General features: G+C 23.8%; 18 protein-coding genes. 8 read left to right on the top strand and 10 right to left on the bottom strand.

From position 1 onward, the window contains the following. Nucleotides 1–89: 89 nt before the first annotated feature. From EV215_RS02735 to EV215_RS02705, 7 genes are all read left to right on the top strand, one after another. A complete protein-coding gene (locus EV215_RS02735) occupies nucleotides 90–2,126 on the top strand; it encodes an HD family phosphohydrolase (RefSeq protein ID WP_134112459.1) in 2,037 nt (678 codons plus the stop codon). Between the two features lie 11 nt (nucleotides 2,127–2,137). Continuing rightward, entirely contained in the window at nucleotides 2,138–2,602 is a 465-nt protein-coding gene (gene ybeY / locus EV215_RS02730) for an rRNA maturation RNase YbeY (RefSeq protein ID WP_134112458.1), read from the top strand. Beyond that, nucleotides 2,589–3,323, top strand: coding sequence for a diacylglycerol kinase (locus tag EV215_RS02725; RefSeq protein WP_166667327.1), 735 nt, complete (start codon nucleotides 2,589–2,591; stop codon nucleotides 3,321–3,323). The genes ybeY and EV215_RS02725 overlap by 14 nt, the downstream gene beginning before the upstream one ends. A gap of 116 nt (nucleotides 3,324–3,439) precedes the next feature. Continuing rightward, nucleotides 3,440–5,797, top strand: a complete 2,358-nt coding sequence (locus EV215_RS02720; protein WP_208320322.1) for a ribonucleoside triphosphate reductase — start codon at nucleotides 3,440–3,442, stop codon at nucleotides 5,795–5,797. Nucleotides 5,798–5,888: 91 nt separating this feature from the next. Then, on the top strand, nucleotides 5,889–6,689 hold the full coding sequence (locus tag EV215_RS02715) for an HAD family hydrolase (RefSeq protein WP_134112455.1): 801 nt from the start codon (nucleotides 5,889–5,891) through the stop codon (nucleotides 6,687–6,689). A gap of 18 nt (nucleotides 6,690–6,707) precedes the next feature. Beyond that, complete coding sequence (locus EV215_RS02710) at nucleotides 6,708–7,238, top strand: Fe-S-containing hydro-lyase (RefSeq protein ID WP_134112454.1); 531 nt, start codon at nucleotides 6,708–6,710, stop codon at nucleotides 7,236–7,238. Nucleotides 7,239–7,267: 29 nt separating this feature from the next. Continuing rightward, nucleotides 7,268–8,419, top strand: coding sequence for an NAD(P)-dependent malic enzyme (locus tag EV215_RS02705; RefSeq protein WP_134112453.1), 1,152 nt, complete (start codon nucleotides 7,268–7,270; stop codon nucleotides 8,417–8,419). Between the two features lie 37 nt (nucleotides 8,420–8,456). Here EV215_RS02705 and EV215_RS02700 read toward each other — a convergent pair whose 3' ends face one another. The 7 genes from EV215_RS02700 to ruvC all read right to left on the bottom strand — a co-directional run bounded on the left by EV215_RS02700 (nucleotide 8,457) and on the right by ruvC (nucleotide 17,234). After that, complete coding sequence (locus EV215_RS02700) at nucleotides 8,457–9,788, bottom strand: aspartate ammonia-lyase (protein ID WP_134112452.1); 1,332 nt, start codon at nucleotides 9,786–9,788, stop codon at nucleotides 8,457–8,459. Nucleotides 9,789–9,798: 10 nt separating this feature from the next. Then, nucleotides 9,799–11,232 carry a [FeFe] hydrogenase H-cluster radical SAM maturase HydG gene (gene hydG, locus EV215_RS02695; protein WP_134112451.1) on the bottom strand — a complete coding sequence of 478 codons (1,434 nt, stop codon included), beginning with the start codon at nucleotides 11,230–11,232 and terminating at the stop codon, nucleotides 9,799–9,801. Nucleotides 11,233–11,426: 194 nt separating this feature from the next. Then, nucleotides 11,427–11,666 carry a TM1266 family iron-only hydrogenase system putative regulator gene (locus tag EV215_RS02690; RefSeq protein WP_134112450.1) on the bottom strand — a complete coding sequence of 80 codons (240 nt, stop codon included), beginning with the start codon at nucleotides 11,664–11,666 and terminating at the stop codon, nucleotides 11,427–11,429. 44 nt (nucleotides 11,667–11,710) lie between these two features. Beyond that, the gene (locus EV215_RS02685; RefSeq protein WP_166667326.1) at nucleotides 11,711–12,190 is read right to left on the bottom strand and encodes a lytic transglycosylase domain-containing protein; all 480 of its coding nucleotides are present in this window, start codon (nucleotides 12,188–12,190) and stop codon (nucleotides 11,711–11,713) included. A 15-nt stretch (nucleotides 12,191–12,205) separates the two neighbouring features. Then, nucleotides 12,206–12,661 carry a tRNA (uridine(34)/cytosine(34)/5-carboxymethylaminomethyluridine(34)-2'-O)-methyltransferase TrmL gene (trmL, locus tag EV215_RS02680; RefSeq protein WP_134112448.1) on the bottom strand — a complete coding sequence of 152 codons (456 nt, stop codon included), beginning with the start codon at nucleotides 12,659–12,661 and terminating at the stop codon, nucleotides 12,206–12,208. Nucleotides 12,662–12,666: 5 nt separating this feature from the next. After that, entirely contained in the window at nucleotides 12,667–16,659 is a 3,993-nt protein-coding gene (locus EV215_RS02675) for an ATP-binding protein (RefSeq protein ID WP_134112447.1), read from the bottom strand. Beyond that, nucleotides 16,656–17,234, bottom strand: coding sequence for a crossover junction endodeoxyribonuclease RuvC (ruvC, locus tag EV215_RS02670; protein ID WP_134112446.1), 579 nt, complete (start codon nucleotides 17,232–17,234; stop codon nucleotides 16,656–16,658). The genes EV215_RS02675 and ruvC overlap by 4 nt, the downstream gene beginning before the upstream one ends. A 141-nt stretch (nucleotides 17,235–17,375) precedes the next feature. Here ruvC and EV215_RS02665 point away from each other — a divergent pair, with 141 nt between their 5' ends. After that, a complete protein-coding gene (locus EV215_RS02665) occupies nucleotides 17,376–18,173 on the top strand; it encodes a sigma-70 family RNA polymerase sigma factor (RefSeq protein WP_134112445.1) in 798 nt (265 codons plus the stop codon). A gap of 34 nt (nucleotides 18,174–18,207) precedes the next feature. On the opposite strand, the gene EV215_RS02660 is transcribed toward EV215_RS02665, so the two are convergent. The 3 genes from EV215_RS02660 to EV215_RS10495 all read right to left on the bottom strand — a co-directional run. Beyond that, nucleotides 18,208–20,340: a patatin-like phospholipase family protein gene (locus tag EV215_RS02660; protein ID WP_134112444.1), complete on the bottom strand. Its 2,133-nt coding sequence runs from the start codon at nucleotides 20,338–20,340 to the stop codon at nucleotides 18,208–18,210. A 48-nt stretch (nucleotides 20,341–20,388) separates the two neighbouring features. Beyond that, nucleotides 20,389–21,969 (bottom strand): BatD family protein, encoded by a 1,581-nt coding sequence (locus tag EV215_RS02655; protein WP_166667325.1) that lies wholly within the window; start codon nucleotides 21,967–21,969, stop codon nucleotides 20,389–20,391. Nucleotides 21,970–21,980: 11 nt separating this feature from the next. Beyond that, nucleotides 21,981–22,185, bottom strand: a 205-nt coding sequence (locus EV215_RS10495) for a hypothetical protein (protein WP_371682580.1), incomplete at its 5' end; no start/stop codon positions are given.

Below are 22,185 nucleotides of genomic sequence, written 5' to 3'. Positions count from 1 at the left end.
AAATATATAGTATAATTGTAAAGTGAAATCCGATACTCTAAAAGTGTATCGGATTTTTTCATAAATTTATTTTTAATAATGGAGGATATATGATTAATTTTGATTTTTTTGGTAGAAAATTTATTTTTAAAATTGAAAAAATTTCTACCAAAAAAGAAAAGAAAAAACTTCCAGATGATAAAATATTTATTAATAGAATAATGTTTTTTATATTGTTTTTATTCTTTTTTTCTATTAGTAATTATATACAAATCTTTAGAAAAAACCCTTATAAAATAGGAGATACACTACAAAAACCTATTATTGCTCCTTTTACATTTAAATATAGCGATGAAGAAAAGAAAAAAGAAATTATAGATAATCTTATAAAAAATAGTGAAGGCATTTACGAAAGAAATAGAGTTGTTGAGCAAAAAGTATTTGAGGATTTAAGCACTTTTATTAATGCAATGAAGTATGAAAATTCAAAATTAAAAATTGATTATATAAATGCAGTACTTCCTTTGCTTTCAAAAACTGATATAGAAAAACTTTTAAATATAAAAGATTATGATAAGCTTCATTCTCAAATCTTATTAGAATTAAATAATTATTTTAATCAAGGAATAAAAGAAAAAGATTTAATTAAAATCAAAAATAGTTTAAACTCTAATTCAGAATTACCAAAAAAAATTGCAGTTTCATTTTTAAAATCTAATTATATATTTAGTTATGAAAAAACTGAAGAGAAACTAAAAAATGAATTATTAAATATAAAAGACGTTAATATAACAATTAATGCTGGAGATATTATATTAAAAAAAAATGAAGTCATCACTAAGGAAAAATTAAAAATGTTAAATCAACTAGGATTATTTAACATGCGTGATAATTTTAAAATATTTTTTGGTACATTTATATATTTAATTATTTTATCAATAATATTTTATTTTGCACTTGAAAGAAATATAAAAGATAAAATTTTAAATAATAATATTTTTTTAGCTACAGCTATTATTACCATAATTTATTTTATTACTTCGAGATTTATAGCTAAAAACTTATTTTGGCTATTACCTTTTGAAGCAATAACTTTAATTTTAGGTCTTTTAGTAAATATTAATTATTCACTAATCATAAATGGATTTTTATTACTTTACTTGCTCCCAATTTTTGGTTATAATTATCAATTATTTATTATCTTACTTTTTTCACTTATTTTTACTAGTGGTTTAATAAAATCTATAAAAAATAGAACTGATATGGTTTCTGTAGGTTTATATATTTCTTTAATAAAAATACTTGTTGGTACTGCTGTATTACTCATTAGTAAAAAAAATATAGTTAATATTATCTTGATGAATTCAGAGCTTTTTGGATCTGGAATATTTTCAGGAATGCTTACAATAGCTCTATTACCTTATTTTGAAGAAACATTTAATATTCTTACAAAACTAAAATTAGTTGAGCTTGGAGACCTTTCTCATCCTTTGCTTAGGAAAATGGCTCTTGAAGCACCTGGTACATTTAATCATTCTATGCTTGTTGCTACATTATCTGAACAAGCTGCAGAATGTATAGGAGCTGATTCTACTTTTACAAGAGTTGCTTGTTATTATCATGATATCGGTAAAATGAAAAGACCAAATTTTTATGTCGAAAATCAACATAGTGGCGTAAATCCTCATGATAATTTATCTCCCACTTTAAGTACAATGATTATTAAAGCACATACAAAAGATGGACAAGAAATGGGAAAAAAATATAAAATACCGAAAGAAATAAGAGATATCATGGCCGAACATCAAGGAACTACTTTACTTGCTTATTTTTATAATAAAGTTAAAAAAAATAATCCCGATATAAATGAAAGTGATTTTAGATATGATGGACCAAAACCCAAAACTAAAGAATCTGCTATTATAATGCTTGCTGACTCAATAGAGGCAGCTGTAAGATCTATGGATGATAAAAATCCCCTTGAAGTTGAAAAAATGGTAAGAAGAATAATAGGAAATAAAATGGAGGATGCACAACTTTCTGATGCTGATCTTACACTCAAAGAAATTGAGCTTATTATTAATTCTTTTGTAAAAACATTCCAAGGCGTTTATCATAGCAGAATAAAATACCCAGGTCAAAAATAGAAAGGAGAAAAATGGCAATCATTGTAGATATAACTAAAGGAATTGAAGGATATGAAGATAAAATAGATTTAACAGCTATAAAAGATTTTATAGTCACTTTACTTGAAGATGAATATAATTCAAATAGAGATATATACCTTTCTCTATTACTTACAGGAAATGAAAATATACAAATAATCAATAGAGATTATAGAAATAAAGATATTGAAACTGATGTTATCTCTTTTGCTTATAGAGATTCTGAAGATTTTTTAGAAGGACCTATTGAAACATTAGGTGATATAATAATCTCTTTAGAACGTGTTAAATCTCAAGCAAAAGAATATGGACATTCTTTTGAAAGAGAATTTTATTATGTCCTTACACACGGTCTTCTTCACTTATTAGGTTATGACCACATAAGTGAAGAAGATAAAAAGATTATGCGGGCAAAAGAAGAAGAAATACTTGAAAGGAATGGATATGTTCGAACATAAAAAAATAAATCATAACAATAGAAAACATAGTATTTTAGACTCATTTAATTATGCTATCGAAGGTATAATAAATGCTATTATAATAGAAAGGCATATGAAAATTCATGTAATAGTTACTATTTTTGTTGTTATAATATCTCTTTTTTTAAAGTTAGATATTATAAGTTTAGCTATTTTAGGTATTACAATAGGTATAGTATGGATAACAGAACTTATTAATACTGCTATTGAAGGTTTTGCTGATATTATAGAACCTAAATATCATCCACAGGTTAAATTTATAAAAGATGTAGCTTCTGGAGCTGTATTTGTGTCTGCTGTTTTAGCAACATTTATTGGATATTTAATTTTTATTGGTCACTTAAGAAAAAGCTCTATGCAAATCTTTAAGTTTTTAAAAAGCTCTTATGCTCATACACTTGCAGTTATTTTTGTTATTGTATCTATTTTAGTAATTGCTTTAAAGTCTTATTATAAAAGTGGTTCTCCTTTAGAAGGAGGTAAACCAAGTGGACATAGTGCACTTGCATTTTCAGCATGGGCAGCTATACTTTTTATTTCTAATAATATAGTTATTGTAGCTCTTGGATTTTTTATTGCTGTACTAGTTGCACAATCACGTATAAAAAATGGAATTCATAATTTTTCAGAAGTTTTTTTTGGTGCAGCTCTTGGAGGAAGTGTTACATATCTGATACTTTTATTATTAAAACTATTTTAAACACTATATATAGTTGTGTACATAAAAAGTACACCTATATATAGTGTTTTTTATTTGACTTTTTATATTATTTAAGATATAATTTTATATATCAAATTAAATAAAGGGGTAGAATTATGATTGTAATTAAAAGAGACGGTAGTGAAAGTAATTTTGATATGTCTAGAATTAAAAATGCTGTTAAAAAAGCATTTGAATCTGTAAATTATTATTATACTAATGATATTCTAGATACTTTAGTACTAAAAACTACAGCTGATTTCCAAGAAAAAATTAGTCATGGAAAAATTAATATTGAAGATATTCAAAATTCTGTAGAAAAAGTTTTAAGTGAAACAGGATATACAGAAGTTGCAAAAGCATATATTCTTTATAGAAAACAAAGAGAAAAATTAAGAAATATGTCCAATACAGTTCTTGATTATAAAAATGTGATAAATTCTTATTTAAAAGTTGAAGATTGGAGAGTAAAAGAAAATTCAACTGTAACTTATTCAATTGGTGGATTGATTTTACATAATTCTGGTGCAGTTACAGCTAACTACTGGTTATCAGAAATATATGATGATGAAATTGCAAAAGCACATAAAAATGGGGATTTTCATATACATGATTTATCTATGCTTTCTGGTTATTGTGCTGGTTGGTCTCTTAGACAACTTATCGAAGAAGGACTTGGGGGAGTAAATGGAAAAATTACTTCTTCTCCTGCAAAGCATTTATCTACTTTGTGCAATCAAATGGTAAATTTTTTAGGAATTTTACAAAATGAATTTGCAGGTGCACAGGCCTTTAGTAGTTTTGATACTTATTTGGCTGCCTTTGTAAGACAAGATAATATGACTTATAAAGAAACAAAGCAATGTATTCAATCATTTGTATATGGAGTAAATACTCCTAGTAGATGGGGAACTCAATCTCCATTTAGCAATATTACACTAGATTGGACACCTCCAAAAGATTTAGCTGATGAATATGCTATTATTGGCGGAAAAAAAGTAGACTTTAAATATGGAGAACTACAAAAAGAAATGGATATGATAAATAAAGCCTTTATTGAAATTATGCTTGAAGGTGACGCAAATGGAAGAGGGTTCCAATATCCAATCCCTACTTATAATATAACTGATGACTTTTTATGGGATAGTGAAAATGCAAAACTTTTATTTGAAATGACTGCAAAATATGGTACTCCTTATTTTCAAAACTTTATAAATAGTGATTTAGATCCTGGTGATGTAAGAAGTATGTGTTGCAGATTACAACTTGATAAGAGAGAACTTAGAAAAAAAACTGGTGGTTTATTTGGAAGTGGTGAAAAAACTGGTTCTATAGGTGTTGTTACTTTAAATCTTCCAAGACTTGCCTATTTATCTGAAACAAAAAAAGAATTTTATCAAAAATTAAGCCATTTATTAGATATAGCCAAACGTTCATTAGAAATAAAAAGAACTGTCGTTACGAAATTACTTGATGAGGGGTTATTCCCATATGCAAAAAGATATTTAGGAAATTTTGATACCCATTTTTCTACAATTGGGCTAATTGGTATGAATGAAATGTGTTTAAATGCTAATTGGATAAAAGAAAACCTTACTCAACCTAATGCTATAGAATTTTCCGAAGAAGTTCTTGAATTTATGAGAAATAAAATAGCTGATTATCAAGAAGAAACAGGAAATTTATACAATTTAGAAGCAACTCCAGCAGAAAGTACTACATATAGACTTGCTAAAATGGATAAAGAAAGATATCCTAATATTTTTACAGCAGCTCCAGAAAGTGATAAACCATTTTATACAAATTCATGTCACTTACCTGTAGATTTTACAGAAGATATCTTTGATGCTTTAGATATTCAAGATAGATTACAAACAAAATTTACCGGTGGAACTGTTTTTCATACATTTCTTGGTGAACGAATAAGTGACTGGAAAACAACAGCAAATTTAGTTAAAAAAATAGCTGAAAACTATAGATTACCTTATTATACTCTATCACCAACATATTCTATTTGTAAAAATCATGGATATATTAAAGGCGAAGTATATACTTGTCCAGACTGTAATGAAGAAACTGAAGTTTATAGTAGAATCACTGGATATTATAGACCTTTAAAACATTGGAATGATGGAAAATCTTCTGAATATAAAAATAGAAAAGAATATATTATTGAAAAATCTAGATTAAAAATAAAAGAAATTAAATATACTCAAATAGAAAATCAAAAAAATAAAGCTATTAACAATATCACTAAAAAATATTTATTTACAACTAATACTTGTCCAAATTGTCCAACTGCAAAAGAAAAATTAAAAACACATAAAGATATAATACACATTGATGCTCATGAAAATATGGACTTAGCCGTTAAATATGGTGTAAGAAGCGTTCCTTCGCTTGTAATTGTTAATGATAACGACGAATTTGAACAATTCTTTGGACTGTCTGGTATTGAAAAATATATAGGTTAATTTCAGTACACCTAAAATTTAGGTGTACTTTTTTTGTTTATGATTATTTGATTTTATGTTATAATATAATAAAAAAAATAGGTGATGACAAATGAAACATATAAAAGCTATCGCATTTGATTTAGACGGAACTTTACTTAAAAGTAATGGAAAAATTGATAAAGAAACAAATTTATATATACAGAAATTAATAAATTCTGGTTTAAAAGTAATAATTGCTACAGGTAGATGTTTATATGATGCTCTTCCTGTAAAAAAAGAATTATCTTTAGATACTCCTTTAGTTACAAATAATGGTAGTAGAATTTACTATCAAGATAAACTTATTAAAGAGTATGAAATAGACAAAAATATTGTTAATGAAATTTTAGATTTAAAAATTGACAATGATATTATTCCTAATTTATATTACAACGAAGATTGGTTTGTAGAAAAAGATATTTTTATAAAAGAAATAGTTGAATACCAAGAAAAAACAGGATATAAATACAAAATATCTAATTTTAATAATTTTAGAGATAAAAACATTACAAAACTAGTATATATTGGTGATCATGAAAAATTATTGAAATTAGAAAAAGATATACAATCTATAAGCAATAAAATAAAGACAATGTTTTCTACAGAATACTCTTTAGAAATTATTAATGCTAATACTTCAAAAGCTCATGCTGTATTTTCTATACTTAAAAATTTTAATATTGATAAGCATGAAACAATAGCTTTTGGTGATGGTTTTAATGATTATGAACTTTTAAATGAATCTGGTTTAGGATTTATTATGGGTAATGCACACTATAAATTAAAGGAAAGTTTGCCACATCTCGAAGTAATAGATAAAAATGATAATAATGGGGTATTAAAAAAACTAATAAATATTTTTAATATATAATTTTACAAAGGGGGAATAATGAAAATTACAACACCTATTAATCCAAAAAGTTTGGAAAGCTTAAAATGTGGGGAAAAAGTATATATTTCAGGATATATATATACTGCAAGAGATTTAGCTCATAAAAGATTAGTTAAATTACTTAAAAATGGGAAAGAATTACCATTTAATTTAAAAAATCAAATAATTTATTATGTTGGTCCAGCTCCAGCAAAACCAGGAGATATTATAGGTCCATGTGGTCCAACAACAAGTTATAGAATGGATGATTATACTCCAATTTTACTTGAACATGGATTAAAAGCAATGATTGGAAAAGGGCCTCGAAATAAAAAAGTTAAAGAAGCTATTAAAAAAAATAAAGCTATTTATTTTGCAGCCGTTGGTGGGACTGCTGCTTTGCTTTCAAAATGTGTAAAAAGTGCTGAACTTATTGCATATGAAGACCTTGGAACAGAAGCTATAAGAAAATTATATGTAGAAGATTTTCCTGTTTTTGTAGTAAATGATACTTATGGTAATGATCTATATGAAACTACTTGTTTATAATAAAAAAATTAAAATAATCGGGGGAAAAAATGGATATATACAAAAAAGCGTTAGAATTGCATGAAAAAAATAAAGGAAAAATTGAAGTAATATCAAAAATTAATGTCAAAAATAAAAATGATTTAACTTTAGCATATTCTCCAGGAGTAGCAGAACCTTGTAGAGAAATAGTAAAAAATAAAGAAAACATTTATAAGTATACTTCTAAAGGAAATCTTGTTGCTGTAGTTAGTGATGGCAGTGCTGTTCTTGGACTTGGAGATATTGGTCCTTATGCTGGTCTACCTGTAATGGAAGGTAAAGCTATTTTATTTAAAGAATTTGCTGGTGTAAATGCTGTTCCTTTATGTTTAAATACAAATGATGTAGATGAAATAGTTAAAACTGTAAAACTTATTGCTCCAAATTTTGGTGGAATAAATTTAGAAGATATTTCAGCTCCCAGATGCGTAGAAATAGAAAGACGATTAAAAGAAGAGCTTGATATACCAGTATTTCACGATGATCAACACGGTACTGCTATAGTTGTAACTGCTGCACTAATAAATGCTTATAGATATCTTAAAAAAGATATTACAAAAGCTACTATAGTAGTAAATGGCATAGGTGCTGCTGGAAGTGCTATTATAAAAATGATAAAACAGTTAAATCCTAAAAATATAATAGCTTGTGATATAAATGGAATTTTAAATAAAAATATTCATTATGAAAATCCTCTTCATAATGAAATAGCATCAATTACTAATAATAATTTAATAAAAGGATCTTTAGCCACTGCTTTAAAAAATGCTGATGTATTTATTGGAGTATCTGCTCCTAATATAGTAACTAAAGACATGATAAAATCTATGAATACTGATCCAGTTATTTTTGCAATGGCCAATCCTACTCCTGAAATAATGCCAGAACTTGCAAAAAAAGCAGGAGCTAAAATAATTGGTACAGGTAGATCCGATTATCCTAATCAAATAAATAATGTATTAGCTTTTCCAGGAATATTTAGAGGTGCTTTAGATGCTAGAGCTAAAACCATTACTGAGGAAATGAAAATAGCTGCAGCATATGCTATAGCTAATGTTATACCAGATGAAGAATTAGCAGATAATTATATTATTCCAGACGCTTTTAATAAAAAAGTTGTTGAAAATGTAGCTAATGCAATTAAAAAATGTGTTCAATAATAAAACCACCTTTTGGCTTGGCCAAAAGGTGGTTTTATTAAATTAATTTTTTTTCTTTTAAAATATCTAAATAATGTTTTCCTGTTTTATTGCTTTCTTTCAATATCTCAGATAAAAACTCGTATCCAAATTTATCAATAAGCTCTGTTGCTTTTGTTAAACTACTTTCTACATATTTTCTACATGTTTCTTTATTTACAGTTATTCCTTTTACAACTTTTTCAGCAAATACTTTTATCCCATCTCTTAAAAGCTCTATTGATTCTAATATAGATTCTGCAATTATTGGTGTAAATGCATTTAATTCTAATTCACCATCTGCGCAAGCCATAGTTAATGTAAGATCATTCCCTATAATTTTAAAATATATTTGTTGGATAAATTCAGGACCTACGGGGTTTATTTTCCCTGGCATTATACTAGAACCTATTTGTAATTTTGGGAGATTTATTTCATTTAATCCAGCATTTGGTCCACTAGACAATATTCTTAAATCTTTTGCCATTTTATTTAAATTTACCGCAAGTGTTTTTAATAAACTAGATACTTCTACAAATACATCCATATTTTGTGTTGCATCTATTAGATTTTCTGCTCTAGCTAATCCATATCCTGTAAGTCTTTTAAGTTCCTCACTTACATAATATCTATATTTTAAACTAGCTCCAACTCCTGTTCCTATTGCTGTTCCACCAATATTTATTCTTCTTATTCTTTCTTCTATTTTATATAATCTCCATCTATCTCTAGAGACAGCTTCTGCATAAGCTGAAAATTCTGATCCTACACTCATTGGTACAGCATCTTGAAATTGTGTTCTTCCTATTTTAAATACATTTGAAAATTCAGTTTCTTTTTCTTGTAAAATTTCTTGTAATTTCATTACTTCGTTTATTAATTCCCTAAGAATTCTTATTACACTTATTTTCACTGCAGTAGGAAAAACATCATTTGTTGATTGAGACAAATTTATATGTTCAATAGGATTAACTATATCATATCTTCCTTTTTCATAGCCCATTTTTTCTAATATAATATTTGCAATCACTTCATTTATATTCATATTAATCGAAGTTCCTGCACCACCTTGTATAGCATACAATGGAAATTCAGTATTATATTTCCCACTATATATTTCCTCACAAGATTCTATTATAAAATCAGCCATTTTTTTATCTAATTTATTTATTTTTTTATTTGCAATAGCAGCAGCCATTTTTACAATGGCCATAGATTTAATAATTTCTAAGTTTAATTTTTTACCTTTATGTTCAAAATTTTCCAAAGCTCTTTTAGTATTTATTCCATAATATTTATTTTTTTCTATTTTTACTTGTCCTAAACTATCTTTTTCTATTCTATAATTCATACTTAAGCTCCTAATAGTATAAATCTCTTTGACCAATTTTTACTTTTTCTAATTTTTCTTTTAATGTAACTTTTATGTCTTCTTTTACATTTGATTTATCAATTTCTTTTTCTATCAATTCATATCCAATTTTTTTAGTTTCTTCACTTGCATAATCTTCTAAATATTCAGCTAATGTAAGGACAGCGTTTGGAGTACAAAAATTATGAATAAATCCAGGTTTTGAAAACTCCATAAAATGTTCACCTGTTCTCCCTAATCTATAACAAGCTGTACAAAATGATGGTGTAAATCCTCCTTGCATAAGTTCTCTCATTACTTCATCAAGACTTCTACTATCACCTATTTTAAATTGTTCTTTTTTTAAATCTTGCTCCCTTTTGTGTTTTGAATATCCTTGTAGTTCTATTTGAGTTCCTGCATCAATTTGTGATACTCCAAGTTCCATACATTCTCTTCTTAATTCTGGTTCTTCTCTTGCAGTTAGGATAAGTCCTGTATATGGTACTGCAAGTCTTAATATTGCTATTATTCTTTTTAATTCATCATCATTAACTAAATATTTTTCATTTTTTAATAATCCATTTGCTTCTTTTAATCTAGGAAAAGATATTGTATGTGGTCCTACATTATATTCTTTTTCTAAATGTTCTACATGTTGCATAAGTCCTAATACTTCAAATTTCCAATTATATAAACCAAATAAAGCTCCTATTCCTACATCATCAAGTCCTGCCTCCATTGCTCTACTCAATCCAAATAATCGCCATTTAAAATTAGATTTTTCTCCTGCTATATGAACTTTTTTATATGTTTCTTGATGATAAGTTTCTTGAAATATTTGATATGTTCCTATTCCTGCATCTTTTATAAGTTTATAATCCTCTATCGTTTGTGGTGCTGCATTTATATTTACTCTTCTTATCTCACCATTACCATTTTTTATTGAGTACGCTAATTTTACTGTTTCTGCAATATAATCCGCTTTATAATCAGGATGTGTTCCATACACTAGTATAAGTCTTTTATGTCCTTCATCAATTAAAGCTTCTATTTCTTTTCTTTCTTCTTCTAAAGAAAGTGTTTTTCTTAATGTATCTTGGTTTGTTGCTTTAAATCCACAATATGTACATAAATTTGTACATTTATTTCCTAAATATAAAGGTGCAAATAACACCACTCTATTTCCATACACTCTTTCTTTTATCGATTTTGCTAAATGAAATATTTCTTGAATTTTATCTTTATCTTCAGTATTTAGTAAAATTGCTACTTCTTTAAGAGTTAATCTTTCTTGATGTTTTGCTCTTTCCATTACTGCATTGAACTCTTCTTCACTAGGATTTTTTGTTTCTAATAATAATGTTTCTAATAATTCTTCATTTACAAAACTTTCTGCCTTTACTTCCTCTTGCCATGTTGTACCTAATAATTCTTTATTCATATTTCCCTCCATAAAATAAAAAAGCTTCCACTTAAAAAAAGAGGAAGGTAAACAAAAAATATAAATATTTTTTTCAAATATACCTTCCCTTTTACTTAGATTACTCCTTGTAATCAGGAACTTTTATTAATAAAATTTTATTCGCCATTTAAATTAAAAAAATTAATACTTATGCTTAATAATATAATTTAAAACTATTTTTTCATTGCTGTTTTTACTGATACTCCATTTAAATTGCCTATTTTACCAGAAAGAGCACCAATATTTTCATTACTACCATCAATTATTAATACTATTACAGATATTCTCTTTTCTCTATAAGGAATCCCCATTCTTGAAATAATAATTTCTGAATATTCTGATAGAATATGATTTACTTTATTTATACTATCTTTGTTTTCAATAAAAATAGATAAGGTTGCTATTCTATTCACAAATATACCTCCAATAATTTATTATATCATAATCTTAAATAAAGTCAAACAATATATTTATAAAAAAAGTAAGCAATTTTAACTTTATAAATATATAATTTTGTTTCTTTTATATCTTTCCATTTATCATTATACACTCTTTGTGAGCCTGCATTATATGCAATTAATATATTTTTTAAGTCCCCATTAAATTTTTTTGTCAAATAATTTAAATATATAGTTCCTATTTCAATATTATCAATAGGAAATAATAAATCATACTCTCTATTAAAATCATATTTTTTAGTTATCCAACGAGCAGTAGAAGGCATTATTTGCATAAGGCCTACTGCTCCTTTATAAGAAATTGCTTCTTTATTAAAATTACTTTCAACTTTTATTATAGCCAATAATAATTTATCTTCTATATTATATTTTTTTGAATAAAAGTATATTTCTTCATAATATTTAATTTTATAAAACAATTTAATACTTATAGCTGTTATTACTAATATTAATATTAAAAATAATTTTTTCTTCTTCACAGTAATCTCCTATATTTAAGAAAAATCAAAATCAATTTGTCTAAGTGCTTCGTATAAAATAATTGCTGCAGAATTTGATAAATTTAATGAACGTCCTATAGGAGTCATTGGAATAGTAATATTGTTTTCTTTATATTTATTCAATATATCTTCTGGAATCCCTCTTGATTCAGGTCCAAATACTATAAAATCATTTTTATTATATTTTACCTCACTATATTTTTGTTTTGTTTTAGTTGTAGCAAAATAAAAATTTGAATTTTTGTTTGCTTTTATTAATTCTTCTAAACTATCATGTATATATAGCTTAACATCTTTCCAATAATCAAGACCTGCTCTTTTAATTTGTTTCTCGTCTAAAGAAAAACCAAAAGGTTTAATCAAATGCAAATTTGTATTTGTAAGAACACATGTTCTTCCTATATTTCCTGTATTATATGGTATTTCTGGTTCTAATAAAACTATATTCATCTTTCTCACCTTTCTAAAATTTTAGGAATCTGGATTATTACTTTTGTATATTGTAAATATTTTGATACTATAAAAAGTTCAAACCCATGTTTTTCTATTATTGATTTTGCTAATGTTAATCCTAATCCTGTTCCTTGAAGTTTTGTAGATACAAGTGGTTTAAAAATATTTTCTAATATTTCTTTTTTTATTCCTACACCATTATCTTCTATTATAATTCTATCAAATTTATCCATTGATTCCATTTTTATTTTTAATATATTTTTTGTTTTTCCAAAATCAACGTTTTCAATAGAATTTTTTAATATATGAATTATTGCTTTTTTAAATTCTGTTTTATCAATAGAATAATATTGTTCTTCTAAAGATATATCTAGCGATAATTCATTTTCTTTTATTTCACTTTTAAAATTATCTACAACTTCTTCAAATACATTTTTAATATTTTCTTCTTTAAAAACATATTTTTTATTATCATAATCTACTAAATTTACTACTTGATTTACTACATCTAGTATTCTTTCAGTTTCTTTTTCTATTCCTTCTAAATACATATTTATTTTATCATTTAATTTTATTTTTTCAAATTTAGATTTTACAATAGAAACAAATCCTTTTATTCCAACAAGTGGAGTTCGAAGTTCATGTACAATTGATTGTGCAAATTTCCCCATTGTTCTTATTTGTTCATATTTAAGATTATTTTCTTCTAAATATCTGGTATGTAAATAAATTCCTAAATTCAAACTAAATATTTTTAGTATCTCTTTTTCCTCTTCATTTATAGTTGTTTTTATTCCATTTCCTTCTAATACTAATACCCCATAACGAATATTTTCATAATTTATAGGTAAAATTGTAACATTTTCAAATTTTTCTATAAGCATATTATTATTTTCATCTATTTTTTTCATGTAAATATCTTTATTTTTATTAAATGCTTTTGTTAAAATATTATTAATCGTTAATGGAATTTTTAAATTTTTTGACCATAATTCATGCTCTATTATACTAGATTCTGTTTTCTCAGATACTACATTTACATTATAATAGTAACTTTTACATTCTAATAAATTTAACTCTTTTTTATACTCAAAAAAATATCCTTCTTTATAATTTAGCCCTAATTGATTAATAATAATTAGTAAATTATAATATATTGCTGTATTTTTATCCTTTTCATTATACACAACAGAAATCAATTTTTCAATTGTTTTTATTTTTTCAATCAAATCTTTTAAAGTCTTATTTTTTTCTTCAACTTCTTGATAAAGTGCTGCATTTTTAAGAGCTATATTTGTTTGATAAAATAACGCATCTACTTTATCTTTTTCCAATTTCATAAAATGTTTTTTATTACTACTTTTTAAAATTATTACACAATTATGATTATTTCCATATACTGTCGGTATAACTATTGCTGATTTTACTTTTTCTCCAAAATATTTTTTACATTTATATTCACTAAGTATTATTATTCTTTTTTTATTAGTAATTGGATCTAAATATCTACTTTTAAATAATCTAACATTTTTTTCTGATGATTTTAATGCTTTATCTTGAAATACTACTCTATATCTATCACTATCTTTTAATAAAACCATTCCACTTTCATAATCAAATAAGTATTTTATTTTTTTAAATAAAATACTAAATATCTCTTTTATATTCAAAGTAGATGTAAGTTCAGTATGTATATTTTTCAAATTTTCTGCTACTAATCTTTCTTTTTTTTCTTTTCTATATTTTTGATTTACATTTAGTATTTCCTCAAGTGAGTTTTTTAGTTTTAGCATCGAATCAATTTTCCTAATAAACGCTTCTTTATATATTGGTTTTTCTATATATTCATTTAATCCACTTTCAAAATATCTTGATATCCCTATTGCACTATTTTGTGGAAAAATAATCATTATTGGAAGTTTAAAAATAGAAAATCTTCTTCTAATTTTTTTTAAAATATCATATCCTTCAAATCCAAGTACAGAAGAATCCATTAAAACTAATTCATATTCTCTTATGCTTATTTCTCTAAAAAGTTCTTCTTTTGTTTCTACTACATTTAGATAATAATTTGTTCCTATTAAATAATTCATTATTACTTGTATATTTAAAAAATCATTGTCAAATATCAGTATTTTTGAGGAAAGTTTATTATCTTTTGTTAAATTATTAGCTGCTATTAACTCTTTTAGTTTATTTATACTATTATTTTTATTAGCAAATTTTTCATAACTTTTTCTCAATGTAACACTTACTGTTGTACCTTCTCCTTCTCTCGAATCAATTGCTAATTTTCCTCCATGTAAATTAACTAATTTATTTACTATACCTAATCCAATTCCTTCATAATCTATATCATTTTCAAAACTTCCATATATTCTATTTAATTTCTCTTTATTTATACCTTTTCCTGTATCAATTATACTTATCTCTACCATATCTGCAAAATCTTTGGCATCTATTATTATTGAACCTGTCTCTGTATATTTATAAGCATTTTCTATTAAATTACTAAATATTTGATAAATACTATTATAATCTCCCATAATATGTGATTTATCTTCAGAAATATAGTTTTTTATATCTAAATTATTTTTTTTATAATAATTAGAAATATTAATTATATTTTCATCTATTATTTTTTTTATATTTATTGTTTTTAATTCTAATATTTTTTCTTTTTTATTATATATAGAAAAATCCATTATTTTATTAATTATATTTGATAATTTTTCAGCATTTTCATTAATAATTTTTATATTTTCTTTTTGAATAGTATTTAAATTTCCTAAGTCATTATTTAATAAGGAATCTGATATCCCTATTATTCCACTTATCGGCGTTTTTAGTTCATTTAAATTTCTTGTTAAAAATTCTTTTTTAATTTTTTCTACACTTTTCAAATTATCTATTAATTGATTTAAATTCTTAGCAATTTCTCCAAATTGTTCATCATTATATACTTTTGCTTTTCTGTTTAAGTTTCCTTCATTTACTATTTGTATAGTTTCTAATATTTCTTTAATTGGTTTTGAAACTCTTGTTATAAATATATAAACTACTAAAAGTGATATCAATAAAAAAAACATAGTAAATTTTAATATTGTTTTTTTAAAATTTAATATTAATACCCCTTTATCATCATTAATCTTATTAAATAAATTTTCAAATTCACTATAATTCAAACTAATAGCAATCATTCCAATAGTATTAGAATTATTATTTTTGATAGGATAAAAAGCTGATTTATATATTTTATTATCAAATTCATAATTTTTTACAGGAATTATTAAAGTATTTGTTTTTAAAGAATCTTCTTCAATTACATTCCATTTTTTTTCATAAAATACAAAAGGAGATAAACTAGTAGAATATATTTTTTTATCTTTATAAAAAGTTATTTCAAGTTGAATTATATTAGATAATTCTTTTGCAAAATAACTTATAAAATTAGCTTTGTATACTAAAAACCCTAAAAATTTTTCATTATAAAAAATACTTTTATAAATTTTTATACCTAAAAAATCTTTTTCTTTAAAATAATTAATATAATATGGGATTTCTTTGTTCTTTAATTTTTTTAAGTTATTATAAGATTCCAAATTTTCTTTATCTATATCATAAATAATATCAATTTCTTCATATAACTTTAATGTTATATTTTCTTTTTTTATTAAATTATTTATATATTCTTTTGTTTTTAAATCACCTATATTTTTATAAGTATTTTCTAAAAGTTGTAAATTATTAGAAAGAGTGCTTAACAATAATATTCCTTTTTCTTTTCTGTTATTAAGTTCAATTTGCAATACCTTCGATTGTGATAATAGTTTTTTATTTAGATTATTTGTTGCTTCTGTTCTTAAGTTTGCTTGAAATTTATTAAATACTTTTTCTAAATAAGAAGATATTGTAATTCCATTTAATAATATAAATAAAAAAATTGAGATTGTACTTATTATAAATAACCTTAATCTTAAAGGGATTTTTTTCATTTTTTTTCTCCTGCAAAAAGATTTTTAAATTCATTTGCTGTTATTTTATCAGGTATATCCTTTAATTTTTTTTTATTTATTTTTGCAATATGCAATGATAATCTTGAATTTAATTCATTTATATGTGTAACTGCTATAGCTAATGCATCTGCTGCATCATCTGGTTTTGGTATTTCTTTTAATTTTAAAATTTTTTGTACCATTTTTTGAATTTGTTTTTTTTCACTTCTTCCATAACCTGTTATCCCCATTTTTACTTGAAGAGGTGTATAAGCAGATATTTTTAAATTATTTTTTTCAGCACAAAGAAGTATTACCCCCCTAGCTTGACTTACTGAAATAACTGTTTTATTATTTTTAAAATAAAAGATATCTTCAATAGCTATATACTCTGGATTATATTTTTTTATTAATTTATCAAGTTCTTCATAAATTATACTTAATCTTCTCGGCATTTCTAAATTTTTTTCTGTATATATACATCCATAATCTAAAACAGTAAATGTTTTATTTTTATACTCTATAATCCCAAATCCGACTATTGCCGTACCTGGATCTATACCTAAAATTATCATAATTACTCCTCCTACTGTATTAAAGTTTAACATAAAAAATAAAAAATTTCTATAAATAAAAAAGGATTTTTTTATTTATAGCATATAATAAATATGGGATTATGAATACCAAAGTTTTATATTTAAGTTAGGGAGGGTGTAATGTATATAACAGAATATTTAAAAGATATTAGCTATTATCCGTTATTAACAAAAGAAGAAGAATATCAGCTTTCAAAAAAAGCTCTGGCTGGTTCAGATGAAGCTAGAGAAAAACTTATAAATTCAAATTTACGATTAGTTGTTAGTGTTGCTAAAAAATATTTTGGTTGTGGTTTATCATTGCCAGACCTTATTCAAGAAGGAAATATAGGCCTTATTAAAGCTGTTGAAAAATTTAATCCTGATTTGGGTAGAAGATTTTCTACATATGCAACTTGGTGGATAAAGCAATCTATTCTAAGAGCACTTTCAACTACAAAAGGTGCCATGCGTTATCCAGCATATGTACATGATAACATCTCTAAAATATCTAAGTTTATTCAAAAATACAAGTCAGAAAATGAAGAACTTCCTCCTTTAAACTTAATAGCCCATGAGCTAGAAATGAAAGTTAAAGATGTTGAAAAATATCTACATTTAACAAATCAATCTTTTGTTTCTTTAGAAGATTCATTTCAAGACAATGTTGATCTACATAGTATGGTCGCTGATGAAACTTATATCGAAGAAAACTTACTCACACAATATGAATATTATGAATTATGGCAGCAACTTAACAAATTAAATGAAAAAGAAAAAGTTGTTATTATTTATAGATATGGATTATTTAATGAAAAAATTCATACTTTAGAAGAAATAGGAAATATGCTAAATTTAACAAGAGAAAGAATACGACAAATTCAAATAATAGCCTTAAAAAAATTAAAAAATAAATATAAAATTTTATATTATAATTAAAAAGATGGCTTAAATAAAATAGCCATCTTTTTAATTATATTTCAAATCTGAAATTAAATTGAATTAAACTTCCAGATACTAGTGCATTGTTAGTAATACTCACGTTTAAAGGTCCTATTATACTTTTATATCCTAAAGTAAGTCCATAACCCCTAATAAATTTATTTTGTGAATTTTCATCTTTATAATTTCCAAAATTAATTTTCCCTATTAAGTAAGTTAAATTATTTAATTTTTTTTGTAATCCAATCCTATAGATATTTATGCTATCTGTTATTACTGCATCTTTTCTTAATCCATAAAATTCTAAATTTTCTTTATCTTTTATACTTCCTACTCTACTATAATAGTGGATATCTCCAATATTATTAGTTTCCATTTTTAAATTATCATAAAAATATTCATTTATTAAAGTTAACTTTTCTTTAAAAATCGGTATATAATTTTTGTATTTAAATTCAAATTTATTAGGTTTTGTATTTTTTTCAAAATTAAATATATCAATATTTAATCTATTTTTTAAAACTAATTGTTGTCCTTTTTCGGGATAATTATCTTTATCTAAGTCATCATATCTAAAAATATAATAAAAATATGAAGAATCAAATTCAGAATTTTTATTACTATACTCTGTTTTTAAAAAATCCACTCCTAAACCTATACCACCATCTAAATAAGGTGTACTTATTGTTCCAATAAAATTATCAAAATTATATAATCCTGTTCTATATCTTTCATTTTTATAAACAAATTTATTAGCTTTATATTTAAATTTTGCTCTCATTCCATATTTGTTTCTTATCCCATAAAAAAATGAATGTGCTAAACTTACCATAGGAGTATCTGAAATTTCACTTTCTATAACTGTTTTATACCCCTTTAAATTAAAATTATTTATATCTGTACTTAAAAATAATTTTGTACCTGTATAACTATTAATAGCAAATCCAACTCTTAAATAATTTGCTGCCCTTTCTTCTACTTCAATAATTAATTTTTCTCCTTCAAACTCAAAATATACTTTATCAAATTGTTGAGTAGCATATATTTTTTTTATTTTTTCAAACATCTCTTCTTTTGTAATATAAAATGGAACTTTTTTAAAAAGTATTGTATAAATAAGTTCTGGTTGTATCTTTTTTAATCCTTTTATTTCTACTCTAGAAATAAAATTTAATTCTCTATAATTTTTTTCTACTTGTTTTAAAAATTCTTTTTTTCTTTTTTGTAATCTTTCAAATTTTTCTGGATTTGATAATTTTTTTATTTCCTCTATATGTTCTCTAGCTATTCTTTCTCCAAGTTTAATAAGTTCTTTTGCTTTAGAATAATCTGTTGGAGAATAGTTTTTTAATTCTTTTGTCTCTATAAGTAAGTCTGCTAACTTTCTCTCTTGTTTTGTTGAATCAAATCCTCTATATGAAACAATATGATTTAATATTCCTAATACTGATAAATTTTCAATTTCTTCTTCTTGTTCGGAAATATTTACACCTATTACATAATCTGCTCCCATTTTTTTTACATCACTCACAGGAAAATTTCTAGAAACCAATCCATCACAATAAAGTTTACCATTTATTCTTACGGGAACAAATATTGAAGGAATTGCCATACTCGCATGTACTGTTTTAGCTAAATCTCCTTTAGAAAATACAACGGGATTCCCTGATATCAAATCAGTAGCTATAGCTCTAAATGGTATTGGATATTCATCAAAATCTTTTACATATCTTGCATTCCACATAAGATCTTTTAATGTTAAATATATTTTTTCACCATAAAAAACTCCCTGTGGAGTTCTCACTTTATTTTTTTCATATGGTAAAGCAAAAGCATATTTATCAGAAAATATTTTTTCATCCATAGGTTTTTCTCTACGCGAAGGGGTGTCATCAAAAATTGTTACCCAATCTATCATTGTAGTTATTTTTTCTAAATCATTTGCTGTATATCCTATAGCATATAAAGAACCTATAATAGACCCTATACTATTCCCCGCAATATAATCAATAGGAACTTTTTCTTCTTCTAAAACTTTTAATACTCCTACATGAAAAAAACCTTTTCCTCCACCTCCTGCAAGAGATAAACCTATTTTTTTATCTTCATTAGAATATATATTTATTGAAAATATTAGTAATATTAGTAATAATACTTTTTTCATTAAAACACCTCTTCACTTATTCTTAATACTATTATAAGTGAATTTTAATTATTTGCAAATTTTTTTTATTTCTTTTATAAGATTTATTTTTTCTGTCTTATTAAGATCTTTATTTTTAACTAATTTTTCTTCTAATATTTCAAAAATTTCTAATATTTCTTGATTAATTTTTTTTAATTCACTTTTTCTTGTATTTTTTAAATTAATATTATATTTATTTTTTATAATCGCTATATAATTATTATAAAATTCTTTTATATTTTTAGAGTTTTTTAAATTTTTTAATTTTATTTTATTTTTTCTATTTTTTTTATTTGAAATTATAACAACAATTTTTATTAATAGATAAAAAATGTTTACTATTAATAAAATATAAAAATATAATTTAAAGTCATCTTGTTTATTAATTTGTTTTATTTCAACTTCTTTATAAACTATATTATTAGTGTTTTCTTTTTGTATATCCTCTGTTATTTTATTTTCTTTATTTTCTTTATTCTCTTTATTTTTTATAATTTCTTGTTTTTTTTCTTCTTTAACACCTGATATATTAAATATTTGTTTATTAATAATTAAATTTTCATAGTCTTTTTTATTTATATTAAAATAAGGTATTTTTATCTCTGAAATTTTTACTTTACCATTCTTATTTGGAATAAATATTATTTCAAACTCTTTTTCTACAAAAACTTTATTATTCATTACTATTTCATTACTATTTTTTACTGATTGAAATATATTAAAATCATTTGAATTTATATTTAAATTTTCTAAATAATCAAGATTTCCTTCTCCTCTTATTTTTAATTTTAATACAATATTATTATTTTGCTTCTCATATTTATAATCTACTTTAAAATCTCCTACTATTCCAGAAAAATTTTGTGGTTTATTTTTTTCTGGCAAAGGTAAAATGTTTATACTTTTTTTTTCAGAAGAAATATATTCATTTTTATCAAAAAAACTATCAAAAGATGTAGTTGTTACTTCTAATACTGTAGGATTTATTTCAAATTTTCCACTTTGAATTGGAGTTAATATATATTTTTGTATTGTTAAATCTATAGCTTTTTCCCCTTCTATTCTAATATATTTACCATCATAATTTTTAGGAGTCATATCCTTTTTAGAAAAATTAGTAAAATCATCCTGAGATACAATATTTAATCCATTAATATTTTTCTTAGAAATCAAATGATTTTCAAAAACTATTTTTTCGCCATAATAATATGTTTTCTTTAAATCATTTGTTTTAAAAAATATATCTTTTTTTTGATTTATATTACTTGTACTAGTAGTTGTTACTTTTATAAATATTTCATTACTTTTTAAATTTTTTATAAAAAGTTTAAATTCACCTTCTTTTATAGGTAAAAGTTTATAATTATAAACTATCTCTTTTGTAACTTTAGTATTTATTATAGATGTATTACTTTGTGTTGAAGTAGTTAAAATTTTAAAATTTTCTATTCCATTTATTTTAAATTTCTTTTGTTTTTCATTTTTAAATATTACACTTAAATTAAAAGTTTGATTTAATGACACGGTTGTATCACTAACATCTAATATTATTTCTGCAAAACTTATATATTGTATTAAAAAAAATATTAATATTAACTTTTTTAGCATTTCACACCTCTTTACCATTGATTTTCTTGGTTTTCTTGATTTTGATTTAATATATTAAAGTTGTTTTTTAAATCATTTTTTTGAGATTTATCTAAATTTTCTAGATATTTTAATATTTCTTGATTAATTTGATTATTTGTTTGATTTTTTGATTTTTTTAAAGAATCACTTTGTTTTTTATTATTTGATTGATTCTCTTTTTTATCTTGATTTTCT

Source organism: Hypnocyclicus thermotrophus, from assembly GCF_004365575.1.
Lineage (GTDB): Bacteria > Fusobacteriota > Fusobacteriia > Fusobacteriales > Fusobacteriaceae > Hypnocyclicus > Hypnocyclicus thermotrophus.
Note: the sequence above shows the minus strand (reverse complement) of the source record. Positions and strands in the feature narration are given on the sequence as shown.

What these genes read in the sequence shown, in the direction of transcription:
- EV215_RS02705 (WP_134112453.1), top strand. Translation starts at nt 7,268, where the DNA reads ATGGATATATACAAAAAAGCGTTAGAATTGCATGAAAAAAATAAAGGA.
- hydG (WP_134112451.1), bottom strand. Translation starts at nt 11,232, where the DNA reads ATGAATAAAGAATTATTAGGTACAACATGGCAAGAGGAAGTAAAGGCA.
- EV215_RS02675 (WP_134112447.1), bottom strand. Translation starts at nt 16,659, where the DNA reads ATGAAAAAAATCCCTTTAAGATTAAGGTTATTTATAATAAGTACAATC.
- ruvC (WP_134112446.1), bottom strand. Translation starts at nt 17,234, where the DNA reads ATGATAATTTTAGGTATAGATCCAGGTACGGCAATAGTCGGATTTGGG.
- EV215_RS02725 (WP_166667327.1), top strand. Translation starts at nt 2,589, where the DNA reads ATGTTCGAACATAAAAAAATAAATCATAACAATAGAAAACATAGTATT.
- EV215_RS02735 (WP_134112459.1), top strand. Translation starts at nt 90, where the DNA reads ATGATTAATTTTGATTTTTTTGGTAGAAAATTTATTTTTAAAATTGAA.
- EV215_RS02715 (WP_134112455.1), top strand. Translation starts at nt 5,889, where the DNA reads ATGAAACATATAAAAGCTATCGCATTTGATTTAGACGGAACTTTACTT.
- EV215_RS02700 (WP_134112452.1), bottom strand. Translation starts at nt 9,788, where the DNA reads ATGAATTATAGAATAGAAAAAGATAGTTTAGGACAAGTAAAAATAGAA.
- trmL (WP_134112448.1), bottom strand. Translation starts at nt 12,661, where the DNA reads ATGAATATAGTTTTATTAGAACCAGAAATACCATATAATACAGGAAAT.
- EV215_RS02660 (WP_134112444.1), bottom strand. Translation starts at nt 20,340, where the DNA reads ATGAAAAAAGTATTATTACTAATATTACTAATATTTTCAATAAATATA.
- EV215_RS02655 (WP_166667325.1), bottom strand. Translation starts at nt 21,969, where the DNA reads ATGCTAAAAAAGTTAATATTAATATTTTTTTTAATACAATATATAAGT.
- EV215_RS02710 (WP_134112454.1), top strand. Translation starts at nt 6,708, where the DNA reads ATGAAAATTACAACACCTATTAATCCAAAAAGTTTGGAAAGCTTAAAA.
- ybeY (WP_134112458.1), top strand. Translation starts at nt 2,138, where the DNA reads ATGGCAATCATTGTAGATATAACTAAAGGAATTGAAGGATATGAAGAT.
- EV215_RS02720 (WP_208320322.1), top strand. Translation starts at nt 3,440, where the DNA reads ATGATTGTAATTAAAAGAGACGGTAGTGAAAGTAATTTTGATATGTCT.
- EV215_RS02665 (WP_134112445.1), top strand. Translation starts at nt 17,376, where the DNA reads ATGTATATAACAGAATATTTAAAAGATATTAGCTATTATCCGTTATTA.